This is a genomic window from Amycolatopsis sp. NPDC051071 (genome assembly GCF_040682875.1).
Taxonomy (GTDB): domain Bacteria; phylum Actinomycetota; class Actinomycetes; order Mycobacteriales; family Pseudonocardiaceae; genus Amycolatopsis.
Genome location: NZ_JBFBBY010000019.1, coordinates 61,761 through 83,285 on the forward strand (window position 1 = coordinate 61,761; position 21,525 = coordinate 83,285).

Annotated in this window: 20 protein-coding genes and 1 pseudogene; 11 read left to right on the forward strand and 10 right to left on the reverse strand. The window is 66.1% G+C overall.

Annotation, left to right across the window (positions count from 1 at the left end; translation table 11 throughout):
* Nucleotides 1-25: 25 nt before the first annotated feature.
* Nucleotides 26-415 carry a MerR family transcriptional regulator gene (locus AB0M65_RS09790; RefSeq protein WP_364024185.1) on the reverse strand — a complete coding sequence of 130 codons (390 nt, stop codon included), beginning with the start codon at nt 413-415 and terminating at the stop codon, nt 26-28.
* On the opposite strand from AB0M65_RS09790, the gene AB0M65_RS09795 reads away from it, so the two are divergent.
* The 5 genes and pseudogenes from AB0M65_RS09795 (at nt 374) to AB0M65_RS09815 (ending at nt 3,559) form a co-directional block, all read left to right on the forward strand.
* Nucleotides 374-1,177, forward strand: a complete 804-nt coding sequence (locus tag AB0M65_RS09795) for a methyltransferase domain-containing protein (protein WP_364024188.1) — start codon at nt 374-376, stop codon at nt 1,175-1,177. The genes AB0M65_RS09790 and AB0M65_RS09795 overlap by 42 nt on opposite strands.
* 229 nt (nt 1,178-1,406) lie before the next feature.
* Nucleotides 1,407-1,964, forward strand: a complete 558-nt coding sequence (locus AB0M65_RS09800) for a carboxymuconolactone decarboxylase family protein (protein WP_364024191.1) — start codon at nt 1,407-1,409, stop codon at nt 1,962-1,964.
* A 115-nt stretch (nt 1,965-2,079) separates the two neighbouring features.
* Nucleotides 2,080-2,502: a DUF4396 domain-containing protein gene (locus AB0M65_RS09805; protein WP_364024193.1), complete on the forward strand. Its 423-nt coding sequence runs from the start codon at nt 2,080-2,082 to the stop codon at nt 2,500-2,502.
* 73 nt (nt 2,503-2,575) lie between these two features.
* Nucleotides 2,576-2,770 (forward strand): annotated as a pseudogene (locus tag AB0M65_RS09810) (M48 family metalloprotease); the annotation flags it as partial.
* Between the two features lie 381 nt (nt 2,771-3,151).
* On the forward strand, nt 3,152-3,559 hold the full coding sequence (locus AB0M65_RS09815; protein ID WP_364024196.1) for a four-helix bundle copper-binding protein: 408 nt from the start codon (nt 3,152-3,154) through the stop codon (nt 3,557-3,559).
* 66 nt (nt 3,560-3,625) lie between these two features.
* On the opposite strand, the gene AB0M65_RS09820 is transcribed toward AB0M65_RS09815, so the two are convergent.
* The 5 genes from AB0M65_RS09820 to AB0M65_RS09840 form a co-directional block, all read right to left on the reverse strand.
* Complete coding sequence (locus AB0M65_RS09820) at nt 3,626-5,059, reverse strand: MFS transporter (protein ID WP_364024199.1); 1,434 nt, start codon at nt 5,057-5,059, stop codon at nt 3,626-3,628.
* Nucleotides 5,060-5,246: 187 nt separating this feature from the next.
* The gene (locus AB0M65_RS09825) at nt 5,247-7,517 is read right to left on the reverse strand and encodes a heavy metal translocating P-type ATPase (protein WP_364024202.1); all 2,271 of its coding nucleotides are present in this window, start codon (nt 7,515-7,517) and stop codon (nt 5,247-5,249) included.
* Nucleotides 7,518-7,575: 58 nt separating this feature from the next.
* The gene (locus AB0M65_RS09830) at nt 7,576-8,514 is read right to left on the reverse strand and encodes a hypothetical protein (protein WP_364024205.1); all 939 of its coding nucleotides are present in this window, start codon (nt 8,512-8,514) and stop codon (nt 7,576-7,578) included.
* Between the two features lie 45 nt (nt 8,515-8,559).
* Entirely contained in the window at nt 8,560-8,766 is a 207-nt protein-coding gene (locus AB0M65_RS09835; RefSeq protein ID WP_364024208.1) for a heavy metal-associated domain-containing protein, read from the reverse strand.
* Between the two features lie 33 nt (nt 8,767-8,799).
* The gene (locus tag AB0M65_RS09840; protein WP_364024211.1) at nt 8,800-9,081 is read right to left on the reverse strand and encodes a metal-sensitive transcriptional regulator; all 282 of its coding nucleotides are present in this window, start codon (nt 9,079-9,081) and stop codon (nt 8,800-8,802) included.
* 1,132 nt (nt 9,082-10,213) lie between these two features.
* Between AB0M65_RS09840 and AB0M65_RS09845 the strand changes: the two genes are divergently transcribed.
* Complete coding sequence (locus AB0M65_RS09845; RefSeq protein ID WP_364024214.1) at nt 10,214-11,335, forward strand: cysteine synthase family protein; 1,122 nt, start codon at nt 10,214-10,216, stop codon at nt 11,333-11,335.
* Complete coding sequence (locus tag AB0M65_RS09850) at nt 11,332-12,597, forward strand: MFS transporter (protein WP_364024217.1); 1,266 nt, start codon at nt 11,332-11,334, stop codon at nt 12,595-12,597. The genes AB0M65_RS09845 and AB0M65_RS09850 overlap by 4 nt, the downstream gene beginning before the upstream one ends.
* Before the next feature lie 129 nt (nt 12,598-12,726).
* On the opposite strand, the gene AB0M65_RS09855 is transcribed toward AB0M65_RS09850, so the two are convergent.
* Nucleotides 12,727-13,104, reverse strand: a complete 378-nt coding sequence (locus tag AB0M65_RS09855; protein ID WP_364024220.1) for a hypothetical protein — start codon at nt 13,102-13,104, stop codon at nt 12,727-12,729.
* Between the two features lie 1,317 nt (nt 13,105-14,421).
* Here AB0M65_RS09855 and AB0M65_RS09860 point away from each other — a divergent pair.
* The 3 genes from AB0M65_RS09860 to AB0M65_RS09870 all read left to right on the forward strand — a co-directional run bounded on the left by AB0M65_RS09860 (nt 14,422) and on the right by AB0M65_RS09870 (nt 17,045).
* Nucleotides 14,422-14,742 carry a hypothetical protein gene (locus tag AB0M65_RS09860; protein ID WP_364024223.1) on the forward strand — a complete coding sequence of 107 codons (321 nt, stop codon included), beginning with the start codon at nt 14,422-14,424 and terminating at the stop codon, nt 14,740-14,742.
* On the forward strand, nt 14,739-15,512 hold the full coding sequence (locus tag AB0M65_RS09865; protein ID WP_364024226.1) for a hypothetical protein: 774 nt from the start codon (nt 14,739-14,741) through the stop codon (nt 15,510-15,512). Before AB0M65_RS09860 ends, AB0M65_RS09865 begins: the two co-directional genes overlap by 4 nt.
* 459 nt (nt 15,513-15,971) lie before the next feature.
* Nucleotides 15,972-17,045: a Fic/DOC family N-terminal domain-containing protein gene (locus AB0M65_RS09870; RefSeq protein ID WP_364024229.1), complete on the forward strand. Its 1,074-nt coding sequence runs from the start codon at nt 15,972-15,974 to the stop codon at nt 17,043-17,045.
* A 165-nt stretch (nt 17,046-17,210) separates the two neighbouring features.
* Here the strand turns inward: AB0M65_RS09870 and AB0M65_RS09875 are convergent, their stop codons facing one another.
* The 3 genes from AB0M65_RS09875 to AB0M65_RS09885 all read right to left on the reverse strand — a co-directional run bounded on the left by AB0M65_RS09875 (nt 17,211) and on the right by AB0M65_RS09885 (nt 20,632).
* Nucleotides 17,211-17,954, reverse strand: coding sequence for a hypothetical protein (locus AB0M65_RS09875; RefSeq protein ID WP_364024232.1), 744 nt, complete (start codon nt 17,952-17,954; stop codon nt 17,211-17,213).
* Between the two features lie 759 nt (nt 17,955-18,713).
* Nucleotides 18,714-18,992: a hypothetical protein gene (locus AB0M65_RS09880; protein WP_364024235.1), complete on the reverse strand. Its 279-nt coding sequence runs from the start codon at nt 18,990-18,992 to the stop codon at nt 18,714-18,716.
* 404 nt (nt 18,993-19,396) lie between these two features.
* A complete protein-coding gene (locus AB0M65_RS09885; protein ID WP_364024237.1) occupies nt 19,397-20,632 on the reverse strand; it encodes a PP2C family protein-serine/threonine phosphatase in 1,236 nt (411 codons plus the stop codon).
* A gap of 131 nt (nt 20,633-20,763) precedes the next feature.
* On the opposite strand from AB0M65_RS09885, the gene AB0M65_RS09890 reads away from it, so the two are divergent.
* Nucleotides 20,764-21,231 carry a MarR family transcriptional regulator gene (locus AB0M65_RS09890; RefSeq protein WP_364024240.1) on the forward strand — a complete coding sequence of 156 codons (468 nt, stop codon included), beginning with the start codon at nt 20,764-20,766 and terminating at the stop codon, nt 21,229-21,231.
* The last annotated feature ends 294 nt before the right edge of the window (nt 21,232-21,525 follow it).

Sequence of the window (21,525 nt, forward strand, 5' to 3'; positions counted from 1 at the left end):
TCGTCGCGCCGAGCTGACGTCGGTGTCACGTCCGAAGGGGCGAAGCTTCCCCAGTACCGAGTTTGTCGGCCAGCACGGCCTGGAAATGCGGACAGGTAGCGATGTCGTCGTGTTCGCACTCCAGCGCGCAGTCGATCAAGTCCAGCGACACCCGTGCCTCCGCGATGCGGTGCGCGAGCTTGGCCCTGTGCTGTGTAAGGATCTTGCGTCGCGTCGCAGGATCCGGTGCGGTCGTCATGTCGCGAATGTCGTCGAGGCTGAACCCTGCTTCCTTGGCCCGGAGGATGGCAGCCACACGAAAAAGATCGGCCGGGCTGTAACGACGGCGAGCACCTTCCACGCGGTGCGGTGTCAGTAACCCCACCGATTCCCAATGCCGGAGCACGTGAGTCGCGAGTCCGAAACGTTCGGCCACACCGAAACCGACTCCCTCGTCGCGCTACTCGACCGAGTCGAAAACCTTCCCGAAGCCGCCGCTCTCCGGGCTCGCTCCTATGACCTGCTTGAGCTGCGTCCTGGCGCTCTCGCGGCCGATGTGGGTTGCGGAGCCGGTCGTGCTGTAGCGGAAATGGCCGAACGAGGCGCGAAAGCGGTCGGTGTCGACCTCAGCGAGGACATGATCGACGTGTCCCGGCGCCGCTGGCCGCGACTCGAGTTCCGCGTCGCCAGCGCCAACGAGCTGCCGTTCGCCGACGGCGAAATCGGCGGGTACCGGGCGGACAAGGTGCTGCATGACCTCGACGACCCGGCCACAGCGCTCGGTGAAGCACACCGCGTCCTCAAACCGGGTGGGCGCATCGTGCTTCTCGGCCAGGACTGGGACACCCTCGTCATCGATTCCGACACACCCGCCGTCACCCGGGCCGTCGTGCATGCCCGCGCCGACAGCGTTCCCAGCCCCCGTGCCGCCCGCCAGTACGGCAACCTTCTCCGCGACGCCGGCTTCACTGAAATCAACATCGAGGCCTACACCGGCGTCTTCACCGACGACACGATGTTACCGGCGCTTTCCGGGATCACCGACGCCGCATGCGCTGCTGGTGCCATCAGCCGGGACCAGGCCGACCACTGGGTCGCCGAGCAAACCGAACGCGCCCGCGACGGACGGATGTTCGTCGCGATCCCGCTCTTCGTGGCGTCGGCACAACGCCGACCCGGGATAGCAGTCACCGGATGATTACGCTCCGGGGGTATGTGTCGCGCTCGTCACACAGCCCGGATTCCCTGAAACCTCTTGCGCCACAACAGAGCTGACACGTAGAAATTCGTGACCCCACCAAGATCTTCACGGTCCAGGCGACAGGCTCTCGAGCTGTATGTGAGTAGTAGCATCGTCAATGGACAGGTACCCCCTACGGGTATAAAGTACTGCCGGAACGAACCAGAGGTCAGCTCGAGGAGGAGCCGTGCAACGTCTTCGCTCGCTCGGACCGGCCGACGCGACGGCCAAGTCCGCCGAGCTGCTCGGGGACATCATCGGGCGGCACGGCTCGGTGGGGCCGATGATCTCCGCGATGGCTCACTCACCGGCTTTGCTGCAGGGCTACCTTGACTTCTCGAGGGCCATGAAGCGCGCCAAGCTGCCGCGTGACCTGAGCGAAAAAATCTCGCTGGCCCTGCAAGAGTGGATCGGCTGCGCCCTGTGCCTGCAAGCGCACACGCGAGCCGGCCAGGAAGCCGGTCTCAGCGATACCGATGTCGCACTGGCGCGGCAGGGCACCGCCACCGACCAGCGTGAAGCGGCACTCATCGCCTTCGCCGTGCGGATTCTCGCCGAACCGGCCTCGATCCGCGACGGGGACATCGCCGAGTTGCGCGAACATGGCTGGAGCGATCGGATCATCGCCGACACGGTCGGCCTGGTTTCCCTCAACCTGCTGACCGGTTCGTTCAATCTCGTCGCCGGCTTGGAACCGGAGCCCGACGAGCAGTCCACAAAGGAGACACAGGTCCATGTCAACTGAACACGCCCACCACGGCCACGGTGAGCATCAGCACGAGCAGCACGGCCATGGTGAACACCAGGGGCATGGCGAACACGAGCAGCACCAGCACGGCGGCGGCAAAGTTTCCTGGGGCATGGCGGCGTCGGCTACCCTGCACTGCCTCACCGGCTGCGCCATCGGCGAGGTGCTCGGAATGGTGATCGGAACCGCACTGGGCTGGGGCAACGTCGCCACCATCGTGCTCGCCGTCGCGCTGGCGTTCGTCTTCGGTTACGCACTGACCATGCGGGGCGTGCTACGCGCGGGTGTCGGCTTCAAGCAGGCCCTCAAAGTCGCTCTCGCCGCCGACACCGTCTCGATCATCGTCATGGAGATCATCGACAACACCGTGGTGATGGTGATCCCCGGCGCGATGGACGCCGGGCTGACCAGCTGGCTCTTTTGGGCCGCGCTCGCCCTCGCTCTGGCGGTGGCGTTCGTGCTCACCACCCCGGTGAACAAGTGGTTGATCGGCCGAGGGGCCGGACACGCCGTGGTGCACGCCTACCATCACTGACCAGGAACGATGGAGTCCTTGGCCTTCCCGACGGCTCGCCGACCACCGCACCGTCGTCCTTCCCGACGTACGCGTCGCGAGCAAGGGCCTCGCTAGCCGCCTGTCCGAACGGGAGCGGTATGCCGTGCTCGCGCATGAACGCGCCCATGTCCACGCTCGCCACCACCTGCTGACCGGCTGCGCCGAGGTCATCGGCCGGACGTTGCGGTTCGTTCCGCTCATGCGCACGTTGCCGTCGGCCGTCCGGCTGCTCGTCGAACTCGCCGCCCGGCTGACGGCTGTCGCCGGAGCCTGACCGCGCTGCTCGCACCCGCCTTGTTCAGTGTCGGCCTGATGGCCGCGATAAGGAAAGCATGCCCTCGACGCGGAAGACGTGGGTCGTGATGGCCATGTGCGCTCCCCTGCTCAGACGATGGTGATGGTGCCGGTGTGCATGCCCATGCCGCAGGAATAGTCGATCCGGCCGGGTTGCAGTGCTCCCATCTCGATCTTCGTCTCCCCTTGACCGGCAAGATCTTTTCGACATCGCGGTCCGGGATGTCGAACGACCGGACACAGTCCTGCGCGGTCTGCGCGAACCCGGTTTTCCTCCGGCCAGGGCGGGTATGCGCAGGTAGATCGCCTGGCCTGACCACCGCGAGGAGGAGACATGACGCAGTCCGCGGAGATGCTCGAAACCTATCCGGCCGATCTCGGTCAGATTGATCGAGACAAGCTGGCTCGCTGTATCGACGAGTGCTTCACCTGTGCCCAGACCTGTACCGCCTGCGCGGACGCCTGTCTGAGCGAGGACATGGTGGCGGAGCTGACAAAATGCGTTCGCACCGACCTCGATTGCGCGGACCTTTGCGCCACCACGGGGAACGTACTGTCCCGGCATACCGGTTACGACGCGAACCTGACGAAAGTGTTGCTGGAGGCCTGCGAGCTGGCCTGCAAAGCCTGTGGTGACGAATGCGCACGTCACGCGGAGCAGCACGAGCACTGCCGCATTTGCGCGGAGACCTGCCGGCGTTGCGAGCAGGCTTGCCGTGACCTGCGGTCTTCACTGGGCTGAATACCCGACAGGGCCGATGATCGAGCGCTTCGGCTCGATCAATCGGCCCTGTCGTGATACAGGCGGTCACCGCACTGCCGCCGCGTCCTGCCCCTCCTCCACCGGTGTCTTGGCCGGCTGCCGAAGAGTGACCAGTGCCAGCAGGGCACCGACCACGGCGATCCCCGCGGCGCCGAGGAACGCCGCCGAGAACCCGTCGGTCAGGGCGATCGGGTTTCCGATCGCTCCCGCGCCGAACGAGATGCCGACCGCGGTCATCGCGGCGAGGCCGAGCGCCGAGCCGACCTGGTACGAGGTGTTGACGATGCCGGCCGCGAGACCGCCTTCCTCGGGTCGCGCGCTGGAGATCGCGGTGCCGAGCGACGGGATGAAGGCGAGCGCCTGTCCGAGCGCGGCGACCAGCGACGCGGGCAGCACGTCGACGACGAAGTTCCCCGTCGGGCTGACGAAGGACAGCCATACGAGGCCCGCCGCCAAGGCGACCAGACCGCCGAAGATCATCGTCTTGAACCCGAATCGCGCGATCAGCCGCGGCGCGACCGCCACCATCAGGATCACGATCAGCACGGTCATCGGGAGCAGCGCCGCGCCGCTGGCGAAGGCGCCGTAACCGAGGACCTGCTGCAGGTACAGGTTGAGGAAGTACCACATCGGGATCCACACCGCGCCGAGCAGGAACTGGGCGAGATTCGCGCCGCCGAGGTTCGGCGTGCGGAAGATGCCCAGCCGGACCAGCGGCACCTTCCTGGCCCGCTGAATGCCCACGAACACGGCCAGCAGCGCCACCGCACCGACCAGCGGAATCCACGTCGAGGCCGAGCCCCAACCGGTCTCGGGAGCCCGGACCACCGCGAACACGGCCAGCGCCAGACCCGCCGTCACCGCGACCGCGCCGGCGACGTCCACCGAACCGCGCCGTGCCGGAGCAGACGGCATCAGGCGTGCCGTGGCGACGATCGCGAGCAGCGAGATCGGCACGTACAGCCAGAAGATCCACGGCCAGGACAGCCATTCGGTGATCACTCCGCCCAGGAACACCCCCGCGGTGCCACCGGCGGGAGCCGCAGCCCCGTAGAGCGCCAGCGCCTTGGGCAGTTCCTGCGGACGGTTACCGAACAGCATCATCAGCAGCGTCAAGGCCGACGGTGCGATCAAAGCCGCTCCGCCACCCTGCAGGACCCGGCCGGCCAGCTCGACCCATGCCGTTCCCGCGACCGCGGCGACGACCGACCCGACCAGGGTGATCACCCAGCCGGCGGTGAACATCCGGCGCGCGCCGAACAGATCGGACAGCCGACCGCCGAGCAGCAGCAAGCCACCCAGCGCGACCACGTAGGCGTTGAAGATCCAAGACAGATTTCCCGAAGTGAAGCCGAGATCGCTCTGCATCTTCGGCAGCGCGACCCCGATGATCGACGTGTCCATGATGACCATGAACTGCGCCAAGGCGATCAGCCCCAGACCCCACCACCGGCGGGGGTCCGCACTTGTCTCCGTCATGACGACCTCTCACTTTCCAACTTACCCCTAGGGGGTATTGCCTGCAGTGAACATAGACCGTCCGTGAGCCCGTGCGCAAGTACCCCAGGGGGGTATCGAGGTGAAGGGAGTCACAGCCGATGTGGTGCTCGAAAACAACAGGGCGGACGTGGTCGAAACCACGTCCGCCCTATGAAAGGATTTCCTGCTATTCCTGGATTCCGCTCCGGAACCGGCGGAGCCGCAGGCTGTTGCTGACGACGAACACCGACGAGAAGGCCATCGCCGCTCCCGCGATCATCGGGTTCAGCAGGCCGAGGGCGGCCAGCGGCAGGGCTGCCACGTTGTAGGCGAACGCCCAGAACAGGTTCCCCTTGATGGTGCTCAAAGTCCGCCGCGACAACCGGATCGCGTCGACCGCCGCCCGGAGGTCACCACGCACCAGCGTGAGGTCGCTCGCCTCGATCGCGACGTCGGTGCCGGTGCCCATCGCGAGGCCGAGATCCGCCTGCGCCAAGGCCGCCGCGTCGTTGACGCCGTCACCGATCATGGCGACCACCCGGCCTTCGGATTGCAGCTTGGTGATGACGTCCACTTTGTCCTTCGGCAGGACTTCGGCGATCACCTCATCAATCCCCACCTCCGCAGCGACCGCGCGAGCGGCGTCCTCGTTGTCGCCGGTCAGCAGCACCGGCCGCAACCCGAGCGCCCGCAGTTGCCGGATGGCCTCGGCCGACGTCGGCTTCACCGTGTCGGCGACGACCAGGACCGCGCGGGCTTTCCCGTCCCAGGCCACGGCGACCGCGGTCCGCCCCTGCTGTTCGGCCTCGAGTTTGGCTTTGGCCAGCTCGTCGTCGAGGTGAACGCTCCACTGCTCCAGCAACGCGGTGCGGCCCACCAGTACGGCCTTGCCGTTCACGATTCCTTGCACACCAAGGCCTTCCTCGTTCCGGAAGTCCTCGACCTGAGGCAGCTCTCCCGCGCGGTCGGCCGCACCGGTGGCAATGGCTTTGGCGATCGGGTGTTCCGACGCGTGCTCCAGCGCTCCGGCGAGCAGCAAGGCCTCGATCTCGTCGGTGCCTTCGGCGACGTGGACGTCGATCAGGCTCATCCGGCCGGTGGTGACGGTGCCGGTCTTGTCCAGCACGACGGTGTCGACCTTGCGGGTGGACTCCAGCACTTCCGGGCCCTTGATCAGGATTCCCAGCTGGGCTCCGCGTCCGGTCCCGACCAGCAACGCGGTCGGCGTCGCCAGGCCGAGGGCGCACGGGCAGGCAATGATCAGGACCGCGACCGCGGCGGTGAATGCCGCCGCCGCACCGTTCCCGGCGCCCAGCCAGAAGCCGAGCGTCACCAGGGCGAGGGCGATGACGATCGGGACGAAGATCGCCGACACCCGGTCGGCGAGGCGCTGCACCGCGGCCTTGCCGTTCTGCGCGTCCTCGACCAGCCGTGCCATCTGCGCGAGTTGCGTGTCCGATCCGACGCGGGTGGCGCGGACGACCAGCCGTCCGCCCGCGTTGACCGTGGCGCCGACGACCGTGTCACCGGGCCGGACCTCGACCGGCACGGACTCCCCGGTCAGCATGCTCGCGTCGACCGCGGAGCTGCCTTCGGTGATGACGCCGTCGGTCGCGATCTTCTCCCCTGGCCGGACGACGAATTCGTCCCCCACCTGGAGTTCGTCCACGCTGATCCGGACTTCACGGCCGTCCCGCAGGACGGCGACCTCTTTCGCGCCCAGTTCCAGCAGCGCACGAAGGGCCGCGCCGGAGCGCCGCTTGGAGCGGGCCTCGAAGTAGCGCCCGGCAAGGATGAACGTGGTGACGCCCGCCGCGACCTCAAGGTAGATGTTGCCGTCCCCGGCCATCCGCTGCACGGTGAACTCGAACCCGTGCCGCATCCCCGGAACCCCGGCGGTACCGAAGAACAGGGCGTAAAGCGACCACAGGAACGCGGCCACGACGCCGAGGGAGATCAGCGTGTCCATGGTGGCCGCGCCGTGCCGGAGGTTGGTCCACGCCGCCTTGTGGAACGGCCAGGCACCCCACACCATCACCGGACCGGCGAGCGCCAGTGAAAGCCACTGCCAGTAGGTGAACTGCAACGCGGGCACCATGGCCAGCACGATCACCGGGACGGTGAGCAACGCCGACGTGATCAGGCGTTGCCGCAAGGACTTCGTCGGGTCTTCCGGCTCCGGTGCCGCCTGGTCGCCGGACTCGGCTTTCTTGGGCGCCGGGACCGCCGCGGTGTACCCCGTCTCTTCGACGACCTTGACCAGCTCGTCCGGGGTGAGTCCCACGGGGAAGCTGACCTTGGCCTTCTCGGTGGCGTAGTTGACCGTCGCGGAGACGCCGTCGACCTTGTTCAGCTTCCGCTCGATCCGAGCGGCGCAGGAGGCGCACGTCATGCCACCGATGGACAGCTCGACCTGCTGCAGAGTGTCAGGCTGGATGTCTTGGGTTGGAGAACTCATCCCGCGCCTCCTTCACTGTTGGGCGGATGGGAAAAGAATCGCTGTACTTCGCGGGTGTTCAGCCGTGTCCGCCGTGGCCGTCGTCCGCGGCGGACGTCGGCGCGGCCGGTGCCGGTGTGCCCTCGGTGTCGAGGCTGAACTCGGCGGTGCGCGCCTTGCCCTCGTGCTGGAAGTCGAGGAACAACCGGTACCGGCCGGCGCTGGGAACCTCTACGGCGAACCCGATATCGGGGCCCGCCTTGGTCTTCCCGTCGCCCGGCGTGCCGGACGGGTGGACGTGCAGGTAGCCGAGGTCGGCGGCACGCAGCGCGACCAGGTGTCCGTAGGCGCCGAGGTAGGGCTGCAGGTCCGAGACCGGTTGCCCGTTCCTGGTGACCGTCGCGGTCACCGCGGATCCGGCGCCCGGCTTGAGCACGCCGTCCAATCGGACCTCGTATCCGTCCACTGTGGCCGTCCGGGAGATCGGATACTCGACCGGCTCGTACTGACCCGAGGTCTGGATGTCGGTGCCCAGCGTGGTGGCCACGCCGCCCGTGGGTTTGATGTCGGCGAAAACCCGGTAGGTGCCCGCGGCCGTCAGGCGCAATGGCGTGCTCCACGTGCCGTCCGGGGCCATCTGGGGGTGCAGGTGCTGATAGCCCGACCCGTCCCGTCGTACGACGATGAAATGCAGCCGCTTCTCGTGCTCCACCTCGAACACCGTGATCGGCGCGCCGTCACGGCCGACGATCCTGAACTGGAACGGCTGTGCGTCACCGACGACCACTCTGGTGCGCAAGGGTTCCAGCCGGTAGCCGTTGTCCTCGGCAGCCAGGCCGGGCACCTTGGTGCTCGCCGCTTCGACGGAGCTTCCCTTGTCCGGCCTGGCCATCCGCTCGTGGCCTGCCGCCGCGGCGGGCTCGTCGGACGGCCCGATCGCAGCACCGGCCGTCCAGGCCGCGCCGAAGACAAGGGCCAGTGCGAGCCCGTAGGCGGACATCTTCGTGGCTGTCCTCATGTCACTTCTCCCTGAAAAGCCGGTGCTGGATCGTTCGGATATCGCTCAGCCGACGAGCTGGTAACCGGCCTCGGTGACCGCTTCGCGAACCTTGTCGGCGGGGACCGGCTCATCACTGGTGACGGTGACCTTTCCTGTGGGCAGGTCGACGTCCACCTTCCGCACGCCCGCGATGCCGCTGACCTCTTCGGTCACGGAGCTCACGCAGTGGCCGCAGGTCATTCCCTCAACGGTGTACACGGTCTCAGCCATCGTTCTCTTCCTTCTCTGTGTGTTGTGGTGATTTCAGGACCGGACCAGCCGGGCGATCGCGTCACTGGCTTCGCGGATCTTCTCGTCGGTCTCCGCACCGCCCTCGGTGATCGCATTGCGCACACAGTGCTGCAGGTGCTCGTCGAGCAACGACAGCGAGACGGCCTGCAAAGCCCGGGTCGCCGCCGAGATCTGCGTCAGCACGTCGATGCAGTACTTGTCCTCGTCGACCATGCGCTGCAGCCCGCGAATCTGTCCTTCGATCCGGCGAAGGCGACGCTGGTGCGCTTCCTTGTTGTCCGCGTACCCGTGCATCGTCTTCCTCCTGTGACTCCGGCCCACCGCGCGGCCGGCCCCTTTCGGCCGGGGGAACGGCGTGCTCCCTGCCGTGATTTATACCCATAGGGGGTACTCGTGTCTACCCCCCGGGGGTACCTAGCAGGGTGTCGACCGCCACAGCGCGACAAGTTGACCGCATTACCCCTAGGGGGTAGCAGGTCACTCCCGGCAGTGGCACGCCGCGCACGTGACGCCGCAGCCACGTGGTCGAGCGGACTGCCCAGCCGCCCCGAGGGCGATCAGCACGAAGAGCAATCCGAGTCCGAGGCAGTAGGCCAGCACCAGAACCACATATGCGCGACACGCCGGTTTCAGGTCTCGTCAGCACGACGTTCGCTAACCGAGTTCGGCCAGGGCACTCCAGTTCCGCAACGGGCCTCAAGACTTCCGATACATAAACAGGAATCGAGTAAGCGACATCAGTCTCCGCCCAGCAGAAGACACAGTCGCGCAGGGATATAACATACCTCAGTCCGTTGCAAATGATGACCCAGCTGGCGTAGTCCCGACGCGGCAAATAACCTAATACTCTAGACCGCAGCCAGATCACCCTCCGTTCGGAGGTGGCAAGTCCTGTCTCGTCGCCAGTACGGTTCGGGCACCATGCCCGATCATCAGAGCAACCCACGCAGCGGCATTTACTTTTCGCGACACGTGGCTTTCCTGATTATCGCCAGCCTTCTTTCCCTGTATCTCGCTTCGTGCGTCTGCAACGGTGACGAGCACACCACCACCGCGGTGTCCAGCCCGGCGAGTGTCATCGGTGATTTCACATCACACCCAGTCAGACGTGACGACACGTGTGGACAACTCGTCCACGATCCCGACAGCCTGCACTCGCTAGCCGAGGCTCGTCATACCGCTACCGACCTCCAAGCGCCCCCGATCGCTCTACCTTTCCCGAGTCACGACACGTGGTGCTCGGCCATGGGCTCGGAGTGCAGCCGCGAAACTGGGATCGCTCGTCCTCCACCGCTTTTCGGACGCCTCCTTCTCCTGTCTGTCTGCATCGCACGGAACTGATGACGCTCAGCTCACGCCTCGGCGTGAGGGCCAGCGCCATCTGAATCCTGTACCGCGATCACGCGACAGACCTTGGAGAATGGTCATGACCCCGACAATTTCCCCTGTCCTGCCTGAATTACTGGACGCGGTCGGTGAAACTCCGATCGTCCGCCTGCGCAACCTCACGCTGCCAGGTGAGGCGGAGGTGATCATCAAACTGGAGGGAGCGAATCCCGGCGGCAGCCTCAAGGACCGCCCTGCGGCGCATATCATCCGCCACGCCGAAAACAGCGGCGCCCTTCGTCCCGGGGGAACGATCATCGAATCGTCCTCGGGCAATTTCGGAATCGCCTTGGCGATGTTCGGCGCGTCACGCGGCTACCAGGTCATCGCCGTCGTCGATCCGAAACTCACCACCACCAACCGCGCCTTGCTCGAAGCGTTCGGTGCGGAAATCATCGTCGTGGACGAGCAGGACGATTCCGGCTCGTACCATAAAACCCGGATAGCGCTGGCCAACCAGCTGCATCGGCAAATCCCGAACTCCTTCCGGCCGGATCAATGCTTCAACCCGCTCAACAGTGACGCGCACAGCCGCACCACCGCCGAAGAACTGCTGTCCCAAGCCGGCCCTGAACTGACAGCGATCGTGTGCACCGTCAGTACCGGCGGCCACCTCGGCGGCATCGCCCGAGTGATCGCCCGGCGCGCGCCACAAGTCACGGTGATCGGTGTCGACGTCGACGGCTCGACGGTGTTCGGCGGGCGCGCGCACGCCTATCTGACGCCGGGCGTGGGGTTGAGCTGGACTCCGGTCAACCTCGAAGACCTGTCTGCCGTCGACGAGGTCTACAAGGTCACCGACGAAGACGCCTACCGCGCCTGCCGGACGTTGACCAGCGCCGAAGGCGTGCTCGCCGGGGTCTCCACCGGTGCCGCCCTCACCGTCGCACTGGCGACGGCGATGCGGGGGAACGCCCGGCAGCGGGTGGCGTTGCTGGCGTCTGACCGCGGGGAACGCTACCTGAGCACCGCGTTCAACGACGATTGGCTGCACGAGAACGGAATTTCCACCGATCGCTCGATCAGTGGGCTGCGAACCCGCGCGGCACGGCTCGTGCCCTACTCCCTCCGGCCGGACCAGGAGTGTGCCAACTACCTGCCGGACCTCGGCGAGCAGCTGGGCTCGCCCAGCAAGACGCTGGTCGGCGAGGCGAGCGCGTGATCACGGTGCTGCGTCAACCCGCGTTTCTCCGTTTGTGGCTGAGCTATACCGCATCCGCAGCGGCGACGGGCCTGATGCCGACCGCGCTGATCTTGGCGGTCATCGACCGCCAAGATGGTTTCACCACCCTCGGCCTGGTGCTGGGCGCGCGCACGCTCGGCTTCGTCTTGGGTGCCCTTCCCGCAGGCGTCATCGCCGACCGCTACCCCCGGGCGATGGTGCTGGTCGGCTCCAGCCTGCTGCGTGCGGCAGGGTCGGCGGCGGTCGCCGCTTTCCTCGACCTGCCTGCGGTCGCGTTGTGTGCCGCGGTGTTCCTCGCCGGAGCCGGCGAAGGCGTGTTCCGCAGCGCCTACCAAGCGTTGGTCGGCCAACTGGTGCCCGAAGACCAGCGGCAAGCGGCCAACGCGGCCACCACGCTCAGCATGAGAATTTGTCTGGTCGCCGGCCCGAGTGCGGCGGTGGCGCTCTACGCCGTAGCCGACCGCGGACTCAGCCTGTTCATCTCCGCCGCGTTGTGGCTGGTCTCCGCCGCACTGGCGGGTTTGCTCGCCCGGAACCGGCCGGTGCAGGACAAAACGGAGTCCAGCGGACTCTTCGCTGACTTCGGTGCCGGTATAAAAGAAGCCCGTCGGCACCGGTGGTTCCTGGCCGGGCTGGCCGCGCTGATCGTCTGGCTCGCGCTTGGTGAGGCGTCGAAATACCTTATGCTGCCCGTCGTCGGTCGCGACCGCTTCGGCGGCGACTGGCTCATCGGAGCCTCACTGGGTGCCTACAGCCTCGGCGCGGTCGGCGGCGCGCTGCTCATGAGCCGATGGCGCCCTCGGCGTCCCGGTGTGCCGGCGATGATCATGCTCGGCAGCTACGGACTGGTTCCGCTGTCGCTCGCTTTCGCCCAACACGCCTGGATTGTCATCGCGTGCTGCGCGATAGGCGGCGCGGGCATCGAAATTTTCAACATTCCCTGGTTCACCGCCATTCAGCGAGAGATCCCACCACACCTGCAGGCACGGATCTCATCACTGGACTTCCTGGTCTCCTACGGCATGAGCCCACTCGGCCTGGCCTTCCTGCCCGCGATCATCACCATCGCTGGCAGTCAGGCCGTCCTGGCCATCAGCGGCCTACTGGTGGCCGCCACCGCCGTGCTCGTCCTCCTGGTGCCCGGCATGTCCACCTTCACCGACCCGCGCCATACATCCGCCCAGAAACACAGCGATGCCCTGCTGAAAAACCATCCACGGGAAACTCCGGCGCACAAGTAGGCGCCAGTCCAGAAAGCGTCACTGACACATCCTGTATCCGGCGCGGACTGCTTTCCTGAATTCCCTGTTCAGGAAAGCAGTCCGCAGGGCGCTCGACTGCGGCGTTTCGCGGCCTCTGGCTGGTGGTTCTCAGGATTGCCGGGTGTGGTCGGGGCAGCAATGAGAGGGCGGCCAGCGAAGTTCCGCTACGCCGTCGCGGCGGGCCAGCTCGGTGATGTAAAGCTGGACGTCGACGAGGTCGGTTGGTGCGTTCTCGCGGATGCGGTCGACCGCCGGCGCCACTTCCTCGACCCACCAGGTGCTGGCGAGGCTGTGCGCGTCGACGTCCGCGCGGGTGGCCTCGCCGTCGCGTTGGCGTCGGAATCCCCATGCGAGTGCGGAGTCGGCCAGTCGTGACCAGTCCGCGGGGCGGTCGAGCCACAGGTCGCGGCGGAGAGGCGCGGGCAGCGGGACTTCTTCCAGGAATCGCCGTTCGGCTGCCTTGGCGGGAAGGTCAGCGGCCGACACGCAACTGCACACGTAGGCGACGGAGCAGATCCGTCGAACGTTGGCAGGGATATGGGTCCAGCCTTGAGCCCGGGCCGCGGCCACTCGATGGTGCCCGTCGGACACGAAGTAGAGCTGTCCGAGCCGAACGACCTCGACAGGCGGAGGAGCGTCCCCGGCACGTAACCGCGCGAGGGCCGATTCGTATCGGGCCGTGCGCCTGCGGGGCCTGAACTGGTGATCGAAATCGTCCGAGCGGGACACCGAGCCAAGCACCTGAGGCAGTGGAACCTCATCCGCATACGTGCCCATGGCTCCATCGCCGCCCACCGCCTCCAACGCATCGGCGAAGGGAATCAGACCAGGTCGCGGCCGTCGAATCACTGATTTCCACCGGTTCATATCGCGTGATCTACCCACCCGCGCCGCACTGTAAGCGCGACGGCTGGGAGAACTCGCCTGCGATCCGTTCGTAGAGGCCGGTGAGGCATCCGTCGTTGTCGACGAGCACCACAATGAGAAACAAGATCAGCCGACGATCTTCGATGCTCAGCGTCTTGGTCGTGAAGTGATCGGTCGTCGCGAGCCCGCCGAGAACGGACCTGCCCCTGCGCCGCGCTGGTGATGGGCGCGGTCGGCGCGCGGATAAGCACGCAACCGGTCCGGTTGCCACATTCCCTCTGCGCCCTTTCGTGCGCACACCAACGATCGCGGGGTACTCCCCCTGACAACGCCCCTCAGCTGTTGCCGCGCGCGATTAGTCGGCTCTTTCTTTCGTTCCCAGCACTGCCCCCCATTCGTGTAATGCCTCACCGCAAGGCCGCGCACCCGGCGCGGAGACAGGGAACGTGTTCTGACAGCGAAAACCTGCCAGATGCCGAGCCCTGGGCGGCTCCCTGCACCGGGGCCGCCCAGGTACCCGACTTACTCGGCCACTCACCCACGCCAGAGGGCGGACCGAGAACCAGGACTTCACCACTCGACGCCCCGGCGAGTGATTCCCTGCCGCCGCATAGTTCGCCGTCCGTGGTGGTTATGCCGGACGACCATACTCCATTACGCCTATCCCAGACAGAGCCCGGCAGCTGGTCCGGCAGCTCCGCGCACCGCGCTTTTGTGTCCTCGCTCCCTCATTGAACAGGCACTTTGTCATGTTTCATGATCACGACAAGTGAACAAGTCGAGTAATAGGAGCGGACTAGTCGAGAAAAAGATTTCACTCGCCCTGGGGATGCCTTCGGTGTCCGGATAGAACCCGGACGCCGAAACGGCTCTTCTGACTTGTGTCATGTGGACGGTGTCGTGTTCGATCGAAAGTCACATTGAGCGGTCACCGCGATGAATCCGGTGTTGCACCACACCCAGAGCGTCCGGCCGCTGACCACGCCAGCCGAGAAGGAATCACTACCCATGTCGCCGACCTCCGCGCCGCCCTCGTTCACGGTCAGCTCGCGCCGTGTCTGCCGCGCCGCCGCCCTTCACCAGCTCACGACGGTGATCACGACGATGCTGTTCACCGTCGTCCTGCTTGAGCACGGACTGGACCCAGCGGCCGCGGCGGGGCTCGGCCTCGGCATCCTCGCCGGCGCACCACGTGCATCCAGAACAGGCATCGTTGGGCGAGACGCGATCGAGGTTGTCCCCGTTGCTCGCTCGTGACCGACACGCCCGATCCCGTCGCGGCGATCCGTCGGCTGCATCATCAGCTTCGCGGGTTCGCGGTCAACAGCAACCTGTGGCGGATCCAGCGCGAGCTTCCTGGCATCCCCGATTACATCATCACCTCCGCGTGGGACCCGGATTCCCCCGTTTTACTCGATCCGAAGGTCTACCTCGGCATCGTCCGGGGTTGCTACGGCACGCAACAAGACATCGACCAAGTTCTTCGGCTGTATCAGGAGGCCGAGACCGCTGCCCAGCGCGCCGGTATCCCGTCTCCGCTGCCCGCCGTCGAGCCTTCCGGCCTGCCGCGGTTCGACCGGATCCAGAGCCGAGCCGACTTCACCGCCGTCCTGAAGCAACTGCACGAACGCGCCGGGATGTCGTTGCGGCAGGTCGTACAAGCGACCATGGACTTCGACTCAGGCCACCCCACTCGGAAAAGCACTCTGTCCGATTGGCTGCAGCGCGGTGTGATCCCCCAGCAGGAACCGGAACTGCGGGTACTGCTCGAAGTCCTTCTGTGCTCCATCGTGGAACCGTCCGACGTGGCTCAACCCGTGGAGGAACTCATGCAGGCCTGGGCCCTCGTACGCAGACTGGGTCCCAGCCAGGTCATCATTCGGCCGGCGATCCAGATCGACCAAACCAAACTGCTCACCTGGCTCAGGCGCCGCCATCAGGAGGCCTGCGAACGGGGCGATATCAACCATCACGGACTCGCCGAGGTGATCCAGAAGGTCACAGCCAACGACCGGGATCTCTCCTGATGTGCATCCCGGACACGCATATTTGGCAAAGGTTGCATCCTTTCAGGTGAAGCTTCTCGGACGTAGAGGCTTCCCAGATGCGCGAAACGCTGAGCCGTGCAGTGACTCGAGATCATTTCGGTCGCGATGACCCCTGTCGAGATCGACGTTCGACATTTGCGGGCTCGCAAGCGCTGACTAGCCTGAACTGGCCTTATTCGCCCTCCACGCCAGAACGGACCACCCATGAGCGTCATGACGGATAGGCAAAGGCTGAAACAGAAACCCAGACAAAGTTGATCTTGAATTAGTCAATTCCACCGTTTGCGGCATTCAGGTGGGTTCGTGAAGGCTTTGGACATGACACAACGCGATGCCACCGGCGGTAAGTGGGTGCCCGTGGCTGAGGAGGGTGACATCCCGGATGCCATCCGCAGAGAAGGAGCTTGGGTACCGCGCCCGCTGCCTTCCGAGGTGGTATTGACGACCAGCACCCACCGGGTTCTGGCTGGAGCAGAGCAGGCACTCGGGCGTCTCGACGAGGCGGCCGAGCGATTGCCGGACCGGTCATACCTTGTGCACTACACGATGCTGCGTGAGGCACAGAGCTCCGCCGCGCTAGAGGACGCCAGTGTCTCGTTGAAGGATGTCTTGCTGGCCAAATTGCCGGGTGCGAAGACCGTTGCCGAGCCCGCGGTCGAGGCGATCACCCGTTACCTGGACGCGAGCCAACGTGCCTTCGACAAAGTCCGCGCCGGTGGGGACATCGATCTGCCCTTGCTGGGCGGGATCAGTCGCCAGCTCGGCCCGGTGCCGACACCGTCCGCGGCGGAGGCCCAGTTCTGGCGCGAACGGACAAGCTGGATCAGTGGCCGCGACGGCTCGGCCGTCGTCGCCCACACCCCGCCCGGTCCTCACCTACAGGCAACGGCACAGCAGTGGCAGGAATGGGTGCGCTCGGACCATGACATGCCGCTGGTCGCCAAGGTCGCCATCGGGCACCCGCAACTGGAGTTGATCCACCCGTTCGCCGGAGGCAATGGCTACGTCGCACGGCTGTACGTCAGCTTGGACCTGGTCCGCGCCGGCGTCTTGAGAGACCAGATCCTGCCGCTGTCGCGCTGGCTCGACCGCCACCGGGACGAGTACTACCGGCAGCTGCGCTCCGTCGTCGACACCGGAAGCTTCGAGGACTTCGTGGTGTTCTTCGCCAAAGGTGTGCACGAGCTGTGCGCCGAGCAGATCCATCTCATCAAGCGCATGGAGAAGCTGCGATCGGACCACCTCGAAGCAGTGCCCGGAACAGGCAACGCCCGGCGAGTGGCCGGCGAGCTGATCGGGATGCCGGTGACCAATCACCATTTGATCGCGGAACGATTCGGCATCTCGATCAAGGGCGCGAACGACGTCGCCACCAAACTCGAGCGCGCCGGGCTGCTGACGGTGAAGGACAACGCCAAGTACAACAAGATCTATATCGCCCACGATGTTCTGGAGCTGCTCAGCATTCTCGACCCCATTCCGCCTGCCAGTGACGACACGATCTTCGAGTGATCAGCACACTGACCTCGCCCGCACACACTCTTCTTGCCGTATCGAGGAAATCTGCGATGTCATCACCTGCCCCCTGCCGGCACAGACAGTCCGGCCGACACCGCGCGCGAATGTGCCGCTGGCGCGGAACAGGCATCCACGTGGCCGGTCTCGTGGTCTCCGCCATCACGGTGGCCGTGTTCGCCATCCGCCTTGCTCAAGGGCGTCGGAAGCCCTCACAGGCAACGATCCGCCGTCCGGCGTAGCCAGCAACGACCGCACGTAATCAGCCCCGTCGGCGTCGATGTCCACCAGAAGTGCCAGCGCACCACTGAAAGCCTCCCTGCCGGCGCGAATCTTGTCGCTCCTCCAGTACGCGTGGCCAAGCATGATCAGCAATTCAGCGTGGGTGCTCTCCTCGACCGTGTCGTCCTCAGCGGCGACCCCGACAGCGCGAACCAGGTGCGGAACAGCCGCGGCGGCACGATCGGCATCAAGGAGCACCACGGCCAAGTCACGCTGCGCCACTAGCGCACCACGAGTGTCAGCGACACGATCACAGGTGGCGACGAGATCGGAAAGGACGTCCATGGCCCGGTGCAAACGGCCCCACCGCCGGTAGAAATTCCCCAGCGTCGACAAGGTCGCGCAGACAACATCATGTTTCTTTTGAGCACGGGCGAGGCTGAGCACCCGGACCCAGCGTGCCTCGGCCGCGAGCCAATCACCGGCCAGGTCCGCGCACTCCGCGGCCATTGTCAGCAGTTCGATCAGAGCGGCCGGGTCGCGGAGTTCGATCGCCGCGCGCTCGCCCACGTCGGCGAACTCTTTCGTCCACGCCGGATCAGCCACCCATCCGGCCACTGGCCACCACGCGCGGGCCAGTTTCACCGCGTCCGCTGCCATCCCGTGCTCGAGTTCCCAGCGCATCACTCCCACGACAGACCAGCACACCGACCTCAGCTCAGCCACGTCGACGTCGTCGGGTCGACTAGCCGATGCGTCACCCGTAACGGCGCGACCAGCCCTGATCGCGCTGGTCTCGGCCATAGCTTGGAGATGGTGTCCAATGCGTAACGCGAGGGACTTCCCCTTCACGGATGGAAGTTCCACCAGTTGGCTCCGAGTGCTGACGACCGTGCCTGTCGCGCCCTTGGTTGCCGGTCCTGCCATGGCCACCAGGCGACGTTCGGACAGGCGCTGCAGTTGTGCTTGGAGAGTCGTACCGTGTGCTCCGCTTGCCGCGGCGAGCACAGAGAGAGGTAGCTGAGCCACCCCGCACACGACGAAAGCGCACAACAGTAGGTCGTCGTCAGGATCTCCGCCCGACGACGACCGAATGCCATCGCTCACCAGCCAGCAACCTTCCCCAGCGAGCCCGCACTCGCCGACATGCCGTTGCTTGCCTAGCGCACCCTCCCCGGACACCAGCCCACGGTCCTCAGCCCTCCGCCCTCGAACGACTACCTAACCACTTCAGTGGCAACCGACGCGACCGCTCACGAGGTGAGCTTCGGTAATAATGTGACTCACCCGTTCGGGCAAGGCTTGCTCGCCGGAAAAATTCTTGTCCTCGCGGGCAGATCTCGACGGCGCCATCCTGAGGCACCGCGTTTTCCGAACAGGCCGCCGCACGTCGCGCAGCGTCGTGAACTCAGGCGTCTTGGGCTGCCGGCCGATCAGCAGCGGCTATTCCTCACTGGATGAGGACGTAGTGCCGTCACGCATGCCGGCGGGCAGCCGAGGGAACGGGCCGCGCCGGAGGTAGCGCCACTGCGAGAGAAACACGACGATGGTCAGCACGAGGCTCACTGAGCCCGTGACCAGGAACGCCGTCCAGTCATCGGACAGGAACACTCCCGCGACAATCGCGAAGACCAGGACCGCACCACCGATCAGCACTCCGCGCCAGGTCAGCCGCTTCAGGTCGTGTATCCGCTCGCGCTGCTCGTCATCCAACTCGCCCACGCACCAACTTTCGCACATCAAGACGGGACGAGTCCTGGATCGTTTCCGACGATGTCGTGCCAGGTTGGTCGCTGTTGTCAGAGACAAATGTGAGACGAAGTGGCCTACCGTTCAGCGTTGCCCCCGACCGGCCGTCGTCACCTATCCGGAAGAAGCCTCCCGGCTGATCTCGCACGACCACACCTTCGCCGCGCTGCCACTGATCGATCATCGGTGACGTCGGAGGCCGTCACGCGCCGGTGACGCCCACGCCGGGAGGTTGTGGTCATGCGGATTCCGGAATGAAGTCGAGAAAGGCTGAGAACCGATCTCGGTAGTCGCGCCGACGGGTCGTGAGTGGCATTGAGGGTTAGAACGACCCAAATCACTCACGACCCCCACGCAAACCGCGCCGCAGAAGATCGTCACGACCCGATCGTGTGACTTCCGTCCTGCCTCGCCGACGTGGTCACCGTTGCGATCCCGGTCACGTCGCCGGAGTCAGGTTTGGGGCCGAACCAGTCGAGGCAGACGACCATGGCGTCGTCAGCCGCCAGGCCGCCGTCGCGGCGGTCGTGCAGCTCGGCAAGAACGGCGCCCGGGACGTGCGCGGCGGGCAGATCCGCGGTCGCGACGACGGCCTGGGTCAGGTCGCGGTCACCGTAGAGTTCGCCGTGTGGGCCGGACGTGTTGTAGACACCGTCGCTGACGAACACGTAGCGATCACCGGGCACCGCCCGCAGGCGCTCGACGGTGTACGCCGTGTCCTCGAACGTGCCGAGCGGAAGTTGTTCGTCGAAGCGGACCTGGTCGGCGATGCCGTCACGCAGCCTCCACAGGCGGGGTGATCCGGCGTCGACCGCGGTGATCTCGCCGGTCGCGAGGTCGAATTCCAGCAGAAGGGTCGCGACGTACTCCTGGCCCCGGTATTGGGCGTAGAGGGCCTGGTCGGCGAGTTCGGCCTGGGCGTCCAGCCCGATCCCGGCCCGGCGAGCGTTGCGCAGCGCGTTGACGGCGAGGTTGGTCAGCAGCGCGGCACTGGTGCCCTCGCCCATGCCGTTGACCAGCGTGACCGACAGCCTGTGCGCGGAGGCCGACCAGTCGAAACAGTCGCCGTAGATGGCATAGGCGGGTTCGAGCTGGCCGCCGAGGGCGAACTCGGGCCGGGCACACGCACGGCCGGGCAACAGCTGCCACTGCATCTCGGCGGCGAGGGTCAGTCGCGACGAGCGGCGGGCCTGCACATAAAGGTCGGTGTCACGGTCGGCGACGAAAACCTCGTGCCCGAGCGCCTCCGCGAGCCGGCCGAGTTCGGCCCAGACCGGTGGCTCCGGCTCCTCCGGCAGGGTGACGACCAGAACACCGAAGCCGTCGCCGCGCACGGTGACCGGGAGGTGGGCTCGCACGCCGTGCTCGACAATCTCGAACGTCGCGAGCTGGGCGGTGAAGGCTTCGCCCGCTGTCGTGCCGGAAACCGGCATCGGCTCGGCGGTGAACGGCAACACGGTCACCCGGCGCAGTTCGGAGAGGCCGTAGTCGGCCATCAGCAACTCGACCTCGACGGCGCCGAAGTGCTCCTGCAACGCCGAGCGCAGCCCGTCGAGCAGGGCATGCGGCTGGACGCCGCGCAGGGTACGTTCGACTGCCAAGGATCTGTCCACCGCGTGGCCTCCCGCTCGCCCGGAACCGGTGCCTGACGTGGGCACTCGGGGTACGCCTGCGTCGCTCCGCCGGACCTGTCCAGGACGCGCCGCAGTGAGCTGAGCTGACAGTCCAGCATAAGGATGCGAGAGTGGGTTCTGTGAATCGGTCCACCGAACCGCCCGACCCCGAAACGGTGGCGGCGGCCGTGGCCGAGACGGCTGAGCTGCTCGAGATCATGTTCGAACGGGCTCGCGAGGCGTCACCGCGTCCGCTGTCGACATCCCAGGTACGTGCCGTCGTGGCGCTCGACCACCACGACGGACTGAACCTGCGCGCCCTCGCCGAACTACTCGGTTCGACACCGCCGCTGGTGAGCCGCCTGTGCGACCGGCTGGAGGCCGTCGGGTTCCTGGAGCGGCTGCCCAGCACCCACAGCCGCCGCGAACTCACCTTGCGGCTCAGCGACCGCGGCACGGCCTACCTGCGCGATCTGCGCGCCCGGCGCCGCGAAAGCCTGCAGTCGGTACTGGCGAAACTGACCCCGGAAGCCAGGTCGGCACTCGCCTCCGGCCTGCGGGAATTCCGGGAATCGGCGGCATCGCAGATACCAGGGTGACCAACAGCCCCAGCTGCAGTACAGTCACTGTTGTCTTATGACAACAGTTGCGGTTTGTGCCGCGGCTCCACAACGCTGGAGGTGCAGGTGCAGGTGCAGGGGACCGAGGGTTCCGCTGTGCGGGACCTGCTGTCGCGGATCTTCGACGCGGATCAAGAAGGCCTCGTCGACGACTGGGCCCAGTGGCAGCTCACGGGTTCCCGGTGTGTCATGAGGGGTCCCCATGAGACGTTTTTTGTCCTATGGGGACCCCTCAAGACACACCCCGGCGCGAAACAGCGGGTCACCCCCCCG